At 41.5% G+C, this 9,820-nt stretch carries 9 protein-coding genes and 4 pseudogenes; 4 read left to right on the forward strand and 9 right to left on the reverse strand.

The features are described 5' to 3' along the window. Window positions 1-123, forward strand: a pseudogene (locus tag O9332_RS12720) (IS630 family transposase); the annotation flags it as partial. Window positions 124-249: 126 nt separating this feature from the next. Here O9332_RS12720 and O9332_RS12725 read toward each other — a convergent pair. From O9332_RS12725 to O9332_RS12735, 3 genes are all read right to left on the reverse strand, one after another. Beyond that, on the reverse strand, window positions 250-1,044 hold the full coding sequence (locus O9332_RS12725; RefSeq protein ID WP_002761186.1) for a Uma2 family endonuclease: 795 nt from the start codon (window positions 1,042-1,044) through the stop codon (window positions 250-252). A gap of 106 nt (window positions 1,045-1,150) precedes the next feature. Further along, window positions 1,151-1,513, reverse strand: coding sequence for a helix-turn-helix domain-containing transcriptional regulator (locus tag O9332_RS12730; protein WP_012266497.1), 363 nt, complete (start codon window positions 1,511-1,513; stop codon window positions 1,151-1,153). After that, the gene (locus O9332_RS12735; protein WP_002755652.1) at window positions 1,500-1,844 is read right to left on the reverse strand and encodes a type II toxin-antitoxin system RelE/ParE family toxin; all 345 of its coding nucleotides are present in this window, start codon (window positions 1,842-1,844) and stop codon (window positions 1,500-1,502) included. Before O9332_RS12735 ends, O9332_RS12730 begins: the two co-directional genes overlap by 14 nt. A gap of 249 nt (window positions 1,845-2,093) precedes the next feature. Here O9332_RS12735 and O9332_RS12740 point away from each other — a divergent pair, with 249 nt between their 5' ends. Beyond that, complete coding sequence (locus O9332_RS12740; protein WP_288025867.1) at window positions 2,094-3,608, forward strand: SagB/ThcOx family dehydrogenase; 1,515 nt, start codon at window positions 2,094-2,096, stop codon at window positions 3,606-3,608. A 94-nt stretch (window positions 3,609-3,702) separates the two neighbouring features. Here O9332_RS12740 and O9332_RS12745 read toward each other — a convergent pair whose 3' ends face one another. The 5 genes and pseudogenes from O9332_RS12745 to O9332_RS12765 form a co-directional block, all read right to left on the reverse strand. After that, window positions 3,703-4,620, reverse strand: coding sequence for a TauD/TfdA family dioxygenase (locus tag O9332_RS12745; protein WP_288025869.1), 918 nt, complete (start codon window positions 4,618-4,620; stop codon window positions 3,703-3,705). Further along, complete coding sequence (locus tag O9332_RS12750) at window positions 4,617-5,378, reverse strand: class I SAM-dependent methyltransferase (RefSeq protein ID WP_288025871.1); 762 nt, start codon at window positions 5,376-5,378, stop codon at window positions 4,617-4,619. Before O9332_RS12750 ends, O9332_RS12745 begins: the two co-directional genes overlap by 4 nt. 26 nt (window positions 5,379-5,404) lie before the next feature. Next, the gene (locus O9332_RS12755) at window positions 5,405-6,916 is read right to left on the reverse strand and encodes a cupin domain-containing protein (RefSeq protein ID WP_288025873.1); all 1,512 of its coding nucleotides are present in this window, start codon (window positions 6,914-6,916) and stop codon (window positions 5,405-5,407) included. A gap of 199 nt (window positions 6,917-7,115) precedes the next feature. After that, window positions 7,116-7,514: a DNA sulfur modification protein DndE gene (gene dndE / locus O9332_RS12760; protein WP_002735106.1), complete on the reverse strand. Its 399-nt coding sequence runs from the start codon at window positions 7,512-7,514 to the stop codon at window positions 7,116-7,118. A 594-nt stretch (window positions 7,515-8,108) separates the two neighbouring features. Continuing rightward, window positions 8,109-8,832 (reverse strand): annotated as a pseudogene (locus O9332_RS12765) (IS1 family transposase). 113 nt (window positions 8,833-8,945) lie between these two features. Between O9332_RS12765 and O9332_RS12770 the strand changes: the two are divergent. After that, window positions 8,946-9,092 carry a hypothetical protein gene (locus O9332_RS12770; protein ID WP_002761326.1) on the forward strand — a complete coding sequence of 49 codons (147 nt, stop codon included), beginning with the start codon at window positions 8,946-8,948 and terminating at the stop codon, window positions 9,090-9,092. 16 nt (window positions 9,093-9,108) lie between these two features. Here O9332_RS12770 and O9332_RS12775 read toward each other — a convergent pair. Next, window positions 9,109-9,441 (reverse strand): annotated as a pseudogene (locus O9332_RS12775) (glycosyltransferase); the annotation flags it as partial. A gap of 49 nt (window positions 9,442-9,490) precedes the next feature. Between O9332_RS12775 and O9332_RS12780 the strand changes: the two are divergent. Beyond that, a pseudogene (locus tag O9332_RS12780) lies at window positions 9,491-9,802 on the forward strand (helix-turn-helix domain-containing protein); the annotation flags it as partial. Between the last annotated feature and the right edge of the window lie 18 nt (window positions 9,803-9,820).

Below are 9,820 nucleotides of genomic sequence, written 5' to 3' on the forward strand. Positions count from 1 at the left end.
CGAGAATTTGAAAATAAAGAAGAACTGGAAAAAGTAGTCAATCAGCTTTTAAATGAAGGGGGATTGATTATTAAATGGAGTAGAAAACTTAAAAATAAGGGTAATGCTGTCAATGTAACTTAAATGCGTAAAAGCTTATCACACTAGGGGGTTTAATGCTAGGGGGTACTGTCCGCAAAGCGAGAAAATAATGTCCCAGAGAGAGGAGGCGCGGGTTTCCTCTCTCTTTTTTGAGGGGTTTTCGAGCCTTCAGCTTTCAGGATCTATCCCTAATTCCCGCAATCGTGCCGCTAGTTGTTCTGCTCGTTGTTTCGCCGCAGAAGCCTCTTGTTTCGCCGCAGAAGCCTCTTGTTTGGCCGCAATTAACTCCTCATCGGCCAGGGGAATTAACTCTCCTTCCAGCGTCAACCAGCGCAACCATAGCCGCTCAATCCCCCGATAGGAACCTTGCCACAAACCCAAGCTCAATTCCAGTGGAGGAATCGGTAAGCGTCCCTCCACTAAAGCTACGGGTTGGTAACGACCGCCTACCAGTTCAAACGCCTGAAGTTGGTTAGTATAGCGACTGAAAACCACATAGTAGGGAATCCGCAGAATCTGTTCATAAACTGTCCACTTAGTTGGCGGTTCCCCTGGTTGGCGTAGTTCTTCGCCTAAATCTTGATTTTCCGTACCTGGAGACAATAATTCCACCACAATCGTCGGAGAAACCCCTTCCTGCCAAATCACATAGCTTAAGCGCAGGTCATGGCCATCGTAGAGGCGAGGAACACCAACCACCCCAAACCAATCGGGACGCTTGTACCATTGAGGGTGTCTGACATTGTAGTAAAGGTTGAGGTCAGCAGCGCTAAAAACTAGCTCTGGTTCCCAGTTGGGAGGCTGGAAAGTCAGCAGTAATAACTGAGGTTGTAATAGGTGAAATTCGTCAGGCAAACCGGGTTCCAGTGGATTGTCACTAGGTAAATCGTACATCGTCGGCAAGGATTGCCGAGGGGAAAGGGGAGGGTCAGATTGGGGAATGGTGAAGGTAGGTGTAGTCATAATTTTATTTTAGAAAACGGGTTTCTGAAAGAAACCCGTTTTCTGTGTAGGGTGCGTTAAGCGGCTATCAATTTGTCATCAAAAAAACCAAACTACAAACTACAAACTACACTGTAATCTTGATTGAACTAACAGCGTCATTTTCATGATTTATTTCTGGCATTTTTGAAGCGACCGTTATCGTTAATTTCAATCCTAAAGCTTGAAGCCAAGAGGTTAGTTGATTCATGGCTTCAGGTGCAGGTTTTTGCATTAGTTCTTCCAATTGCTTCGCCTGAATTTTGATTTGTTCTGGTGTTAGATTTTGAGGTCCAAGGGCTTCTAGGACGTGATTGAATGCGAGTCTGAGTAATTCTGATTCAAATTCATATTCATCTCCCTCGAGATGAGTTTCCAGATAAACTGCTGCGTAATGGGAATCTTTAAGAGATTCGATCAGGGAATCATGATAACTATCACTGACTGGCATTTTCTCGGCTCCTATAGTCTTGCCAATATTTTTGAGCTATTTCAATGTCTTTAGCTTGCGTTTTTTTATCTCCTCCACACAGGAGTAAGATAATCGTTGTTCCGATTTGTCCAAAGTAAACGCGATAACCAGAACCATAGTCTATTCGTAGTTCATAAACTCCTGCTCCTACTGATTTATAATCCCCTAAGTTACCTAAATTAACCCGGTTTAGGCGTTGAGCAATTTTAGTTTTAGCCTTAATATCCCGCAAAGAATCGAGCCATTGGGCAAAGGGAACTTTGCCGTCACTGGTAACATAACGTCGAATTTCTCTGGGTTGAGCCGCCATGGGATAATTATAGCAGTTATACTATTTTTCTAAAGTAATGGCAGGTATGGTTAATTACCCTCACCCCCAACCCCCCACCCCCCTTATCAAGGGTAGGGTTGATTCATGAATCAACCCTACCCGACATCGTAGAGCAGGGGGGGGTGGGAGAGGGGAGTATTTAGAAAACGGGTTTCTGAAAGAAACCCGTTTTCTAGGGGTGGGAGTATGTCAAACTAAAAAGTAAAGCTTAGACAGCCTATCTTTATCATGCCAGATCAGCCAATCTCGATCGCCCAATACTACCACGAGCGGACTAAATACGACCCCCAGACGATCGCCTCAAAAAGTAAAGGTCTTGATTGGAGTCAACAACCCCATCCCTTCAAAGAATACAAAATCGGTCAGACGTTCGATCTCAAACCCTACCTCTCCCGTCAAATGGTTCCCCAAAAAGGAGACTTTTGGCGACGTATATCGCGAATTTTGGGCTGTAGCTATGGGTTAACTGCCAAAATCGCCACTATGGGGAGTCCCTTGTACCTACGTTCCGCACCCTCTGCTGGTGGATTATACCCCGCCGAGGTCTATCTGATCTCCCGTGGCACGGAATTTTTACCCGCCGGTCTCTACAGTTACCAAGGTCAAAGTCACTCGCTGCTTTTATTCTGGGAAAGTGATGTCTGGACCAACCTACAATCTGCTTGTTTCTGGAATCCTGTTTTAGAAAATACCGATATCGCTGTAGTTACCAGTGCCATTTTTTATCGGTCCGCTTGGCGCTACGAAGATCGAGCTTATCGGCGTATTTTCCTCGATACAGGGCATTTATTGGGCAATATTGAGCTATCAGCCTCGATTAATGACTATCGCGCCCATTTAATCGGTGGTTTTAACGATATCCAGATGAATGAATTGCTTTATCTCGATTCCGAGAAAGAAAGTGTCATGACGGTGATTCCTTTGGCAGATCTGCTCAATATCCGGCAAAATCTCCCCCCTAGTACCACGGCACTCCCTTCGGCAACCACGACTCTTTATCCCGAAATTCCCGAGGGAGAATTATTAAACTCCCTACACCGAGCCACTATCATAGCTACAGATGAGAAGATAGAAGCAACTGTTACCCCCTCTAATTGGGAAGATAAATATAATTTTCCTTTTTGTCTAAAAGTTTCCGTGACATCCCGTCCCGTCAATTGGGGGGAAGATTTAATCGATCTGGAAAGTACGATTCTTAAACGCAGATCTACCCGCGCTTATAGTGGCGCTAGTCTCAGTTTAGACGAATTGCGAGCGCTGCTGCATTTCACCTATCAACCCCAAGATTATGCCGGCCAAAATCTCGATCCCAATCCCGATTATTTTGCTCTGGATTTATTGGAAACTTTTATCGCTGTTTCGGCAGTAACCGGATTAGAGGAAGGCTGTTATTATTATGCTCCCAAAGCCCAAGAATTGCGGCAAATTCGCTTTAAAAATTTCTGGCAAGAGTTACATTATCTCTGTTTAGGTCAGGATTTGGGACGAGATGCGGCCGCTGTGGTTTTTCATACGGCGGATCTGTCAAAAGCAGTGGCTAAATATGGCGATCGAGTCTATCGTTATCTTCATGCAGATGCGGGTCATTTGGGACAGAGATTAAATTTGGCGGCTATTCATCTGGGGTTAGGGGTTAGTGGTATCGGTGGTTTTTTCGATGATCAAGTTAATGAAGTGTTAGGAATTCCCTCCGATGAAGCAGTTATCTATATCACTACTTTAGGCCGACCGAAGGTTTTTTAGGGTGAGTTTGAACCCCTGAAGGAGTGACAAGGAAGTTGAGGTCATTGTACTCTGTACCTTGACCAGTTCACTTTCTCCCTTGGACGTATTTTGTTTAAAGGTTAATCCAACTACGGACCATCTGTCGGGGTTTTCCTGAATTTTTAAAAGCGGTTCTATTGTGGCATAAAAAGCGATTATTAATGTAAAATACATCACCTTTTTTCATTTTGAAGCGGACTGTATTTTCTGGTTTTGAAAAAAAGTCGTCGATGATGTCGAGTGTTTTTGTGATAGCTTCCGGTTGCGCTATTTCTAGTTTGGAGTAAGCGACTTCAATCCAGTACCGCATATAACGAAAAACCAGACCCTGAGAATCTGTTGAGAATAAGGGGAAATTATTATTTTGAATAGCTTCTTGAGAATTAATCTCTCCAGGTGTAATCACATCGCGCGCCAAAGGTTCGTAAAGATAGGGAACTAGGTCTGTATGGTGTTGCCAGAAATATTGATACAAATTGGCGGCGTTTACTACCAGGGAATCTCCTCCCTCATCCGCGGCAGCAAGACACAGTAAGCCAACAATATCAGGGAAGTAGTTTTTGGCTGTACTATCGGTATGATAGCCAGTTTCTGTATTCGTCATCGAAACGGGTATAGCTTTTTTAGTGTAATCCATTCCTCGATCGATTACATCAAAAAAATAGCCATAGCGGTGGTTTAGCAGTCCAAAAATGCGAGAAATAAAAGCATAAATTAACCGCATTTCTATTTCTGTTAATTCCGGTTCTAATCGGGAAATAATTATGCCTGGTTTCTGGAGCAATTTCTCACGAAATGGTAGGAAAAAATCAGGATTTTTATTGACTGTTTCCTGTCCTATTTCGTTGGGTTTTTCAAGCCATTTGTGATTGCTTCTTTTTAGTAAATCTGAGACTAATGATTCTGGTACATGAAAAAATAGTTGAGAAGGATCAGGCAATTTTTTCCAAGTCAGTAATGAAATATTAGGATCAGAAATCGGTATAATCATTTTTGAATTTTGAAAGCAACGTGAAGGGGAAGGTCAATGAGCGGAGTAAAAAATTCTGGGTCTAGTTCTAAATGTTCCTGATTAGTTTTTAGTTCATAAACTTCTGGCATTTTTGTGAATGCTGCTAAACGAAGAGATGTGAAGTAATCTTCCATAGTTTTATGAACACATTGCACGGCGACGGCTTTTCTATCTCGGCGCCAAATCTCACCGGGGAATAATTGATCGCGTCCGGAAAAATAGCCAGCTTTCGGGTTAAAATAAAACGGAAACTTATCTTTTTTCAGAAAAGGTAAAGAGGGATGGGGGACGGCGAACAGGAAATAGCCACCGAATTTCAAAAGTTGGTAGGCTTTCTGCAGCGTGCTAATAGTTTCTGAAACATTTAAGTAGTTGAACAGAAACATAGCCAGAACTAAATCGTATTGTTCGGACTCAGTTACCGCAAAATCACGAATATCACCAGCTTCATAGGAAGCATTAGTAATCTGATGCTCGTTTTTTTGAATCAGGGCCTGCTCGATCATTTGCGATGAAATATCAATCCCATGAACATATTGAGCGCCTCGGTTAATTAACTCTCTTCCTACATAACCTTCCCCGCAGCCTAGATCTAATATATTCTTGTTGACAATCGGTTCACATAAATCAATGGCAAAGGGACGTGCGGAGTAATCAGAAAGCAAAATCGGTTCTACTCGTTTCCAGTCTCCTGCGCTTTCGTCGTAAAGTTTTTTGGTTTCTTGTGTTGCTTTCATACCTATCTAACGTGATAAAATTTGCACTAATTTTGTTTTAGTCTAGCACTGTGTAAGTAATTACCCATAAAACTTTTACCAGTTAATCCAAAATCAGCTATCGCCAGAAAAATTAGCTCTTCTTCTCCTAAGTTCACAGATTGATGCACACACCAGCGGGGAATAACAGCAAAAGTACCCGGTTCGACCTCGTTTTCGTATTGATCAACAATAACTTTTCCTTGACCCTGAAGAAATACAAATACGGTTTCATGTGCGTGTCTGTGCATTTCATTCGCTTTTCCTGGCTTGGCTATAACTAGGCGTGGATCTAAAACTTCTAGATCAAATGGTAGGCGAAATACGTTAAAGTCAATATTGAGTTTATCAACCTTATTGTTGTATAAGGCTTCTAAGTTGCTGGCGCTGATTGTTGAAATAAGCTCTTTACCTTCTTGCACATGAGTCAAGCTTTTTTGTTCATTAATTTTTTCGGTCAAGCCTCCGGGACGCATCGTTTGAAAATCATGGTAAAGTTGTGAAGCAAGCCTTAATATTGTTGGAGAGCATTGGCATTCACCAGATGGATTTTCAAGCCAATTTAACAAGTTCAGAACTTCTTCCTTGTGCTTTTCCGTTTGCATCCCGTATAGCAAAAGTGAACTCAATCCAGGTAGTAGTTTTTCCACTGGAACAGTAGATAAGTCTTCCGTCAATCCAATACGCACATCATTGATTTGATGCAATAAAAGTTCCTGTTCCTGATTAGACAGCTTTTTGCCTTTAGTCATTTTAGTGAAAAGCGTAACAATCTTGAGTTGGTCTGATGATGTCAAAGATTTATCTAACGCCGACGCACGTTCATACATATTGTCCCAGTAAGCAGCACGTAGATTTGAGGCTTTTAACATTCCTTTCCGTAATTCCAGAACAGCCTGTTCGCTTTCACTGGCTAATTCTTTAGCAATCTCAACTAAAGTTAAGCTGTGTTCATCCTCCACTTCTGTATGTAAAGGAAAAAATACATATTGCTGCAAGGATAATGATGTATGTTTTTTGATCGCTTCAATAATGTGTTTGTAGATAAATTTGACAACAGATTCAGTCCCTAAACCTATCGCTCCAATAGCTTGGAGTGAACTTCCATTCTGGAGCAGCGATAAGAATGATTCACGCCAGATTTCCACTTCAACACAAGGCGTTTGCGTGCTATCTACTCCCATCGCTTCTTGAAAACGCTTGAATAACTGTGGGTGAGGAATTTCCTGTACCCACTCGTCCTTAATACCTAATTTACGGATTGCTTCGAGATCTTCATCGTGTAGATGTCCGTTTTCTTCAGCTAAGTTCTTCAGCAGGTGATTTCGATGAGTGGGATTTTCTAGCTTTGATATTACTGCTGTTAAATAACGGGAAAACCAGTCACTATAAGCTCCGTATTGACTGGCAAAGTCTTTCAGAACTTCATCAATATGTTGAAATTCTCCTTTTTCTAAAGCCAGTAAATACGGATGATTAATCGCTCGATGGCTTAGTGCTTCCTTGATTAAATTTTCCATTTTTTCTCATCCCCCGATAGCCGCCCTCTTTTAAATATAGCGCTTTTCACGTTACTGAGGTATCGACAAGTTTTGCCAACAAGGGGCTTAAGCCCCTTGCCCATGCCTCATCCTGAGGAAAACTGCTATACCATCACAAAATTGGCCAATTGTCAATAGCATTTGAGATGCGCTCCCCCTGAAAACAGATCATTCTTGATTAAGATTCTCTGAGATTTTCCCTCTCTAATTCGATTAAATTATCGATTTTTTTTAGCTTGGCATCCCCAGCAAGATAACCGATCCCGCGATGTAAATGTAAGCGAAATTGTTGAGTTAGAGTTTCTTTATCGGTTCCTAATCCGTCTTGATGACAACGTTGTTTGAGGGCAATTAAGAAAATATCGGCCATTTCTCCCCCGAATACTTTCCAAGATAATTCTACATTGCTATCGGCAGGAATGGGAACGGGAGAGGGGAGACTCGGTTCAGCAAGGGAACGACAAAAAGCCCAACGACAGAGGATATTCCATTGGTCAATTTTGGTGTAGCGTTTTAATTTTATTAGGCTATCTTTGGCGGTTTGAGATAGTCGAAAACGTTCGATCGGTGATTCCATAATCTATAATTTTACCTCGCTCTGACCGATGAGAAAATAGTTAGTCATTCTCAATCCTGTTTAATAGGATAGTGGAAAGTGGGGAGCTTTTTTTCAGTGTTCAGTAAACAGTAATCAGTGAACTGATAACTCGCATCTGATAAATGATAACTGATGAGTCCATCTCACATTTGCAGAAATACCGGCAATCGGCAATTATCAGTGACTCTTAAATTATTACAGATATATCAGCGGCTGTCTGTAAGCATCCCACCGAAAAACTAATGCGCTCCGGGGTTTGGGGGCGGCGCCACGACCCCAACGGTAGGTTTGGGGGGTAGAACCCCCCAAAGGCTTGGATTGAGCGATAAAATCGGAAGTGATGACCAATTTTAGAAGATAGTTTCCCTTTAAAAATACCAACTCGGTAGATTTACAAAAATGAGATGCACCCAATTTTACCCCCGATCACTCCCATATCTGGTACTTTTTGATTGACAAAAGGTCTAAAAGTCTTACCCAACAAGGTTTTTAGATTTATTCAGCAAACCCTATCTGTTTTGACTTTGTGTTCTTTGTGTCTCTGTGGTTGGCGTTGTCAGATGTAAAGATGAATCAAGCAAAAGTGTAGGGAACTGGAACATCCTTAAACTTAAGGTAATGAATTAGAAGCGGTAGGGAATTTTCTAACATTTTGACACATTTTGAATAGCAGAGAGTCTGACGATGAAGACGGGCTAAGTAATGACGTAATCTTGTATTTTCTCCCTCTACCCTTGTCCTATAAGTTTTGCTAACAATCTGATCCCCATCAGGGATAAATATTGGATACACTGGATTTCCATCACTTACCCAAAAATAACATTGCCAAAATGAGATAGCTTGCCATAAACGTTGAAATGTCTCTGCACTATGTTGCCGAAGGCACTCGCCTTGCGAGACCACCAATTACCCATCCAAGAATTCCATCTCGAAAGTGGTCAACAGCCGTCCAGAGCCAGATTTTGTTCTTTTTTTTACCAACAAAGGTCTCTAATTCATCTAGTTCTCCCACTTCTGGAATCGTTTCTGGATTATAGGAATCAGGCAGCAGTTTTCCCACTTGTTTGACCCAATCTATAATGGTTGTTCGTGAGACTCCCGTCACTCTCTCAATGCCTCGAAATCCCATGCCATTTACCTACATTTTCAGACAGGTGCGCTTAACATCATCGCTATAGCCCTTGGTTTCATAGCTATCGATGAACTGGCGACCACAGTTTACACATATATAGTTTTGTTTTTGACCACGATGACCATTTTTATTGATGTGGTCACTTTTACATTCTGGACATTTCATCGTTTTTTTTCCTTCATTGAGTTTCTATCTATTTTGCCTTCTCATCTCTTTATCTGACAACGCCCCCACTGATAACTGATAACTGATAACGGCTCTTCGGTTTGTGTTATGCAATGGACGGGGGTTATAAGGGATGGAACCCTTATAGAGAAAGGCATTTAGCGATTTTTGTTAATTGTTTTTATCTAGAGCGAACTAATCAATTAAGTCTCTTGCCAGATAAGGATTTAGTCGATTTATGCCCCCCTATCGAACCATAACAAGTAACGAAGAGCCTAAATTTTTAATTCCTGTAACTAATCCCTCGATACTATCGGGTTCAACTAAAAAACCAGTTTTTCCATCTTCGATAATTTCTACCGGACCACCGCGACGATAGGCAACTACGGGAACACCACAGGCTAAAGCTTCAATAGCCCCGTTACCAAAAGCCTCAACCCAGCGCGGGGTCATCAACAGGCCAAAACAGTCGCCTAACTCTTTTTGAAGGCTCTCGGTGGGCAAAAAACCGCGATAATCGACTAAATCGAAATTATAGTTATCCTGTAAATTTTGCCAGTAGAGAAGATCGGAAATATGACCGAAAACCCGTAAAGGTAAGCTAAAACGCACTTAAACCACCTAAAATAGAAATAGTAATTTTAGAAAAATCCTACTTATGCCAGCTAAAGATTTCCTAGATTTAGAAGAAAAGAAAAACTTACAAAAAGCTCTTAAAGAAGAAGAAAGAGCAGAAGTTAGGGAAAGAATTTTAATGTTTCTCTTGCTGAACGACGGAAAAACTCAACGAGAAATAGCTGAGTTTATTGGTTGTTCACTCAAAACAGTCGCCCCTTGGTGTGTTCATGGCGATCCTAACAATTTAGAAAGTCTAGAAGATGGGAGAAAAAATGGAAATCATAAAAAAGCCACAGAGGAATATATTAATTTACTATTGAAAATAGTTGATGAAGACCCGAAGGAATTTGGATAGGAATTCGGGAGATGG

It is taken from the genome of Microcystis sp. LE19-10.1B, from assembly GCF_027530565.1.
In the GTDB taxonomy this organism is placed as follows: domain Bacteria; phylum Cyanobacteriota; class Cyanobacteriia; order Cyanobacteriales; family Microcystaceae; genus Microcystis; species Microcystis aeruginosa.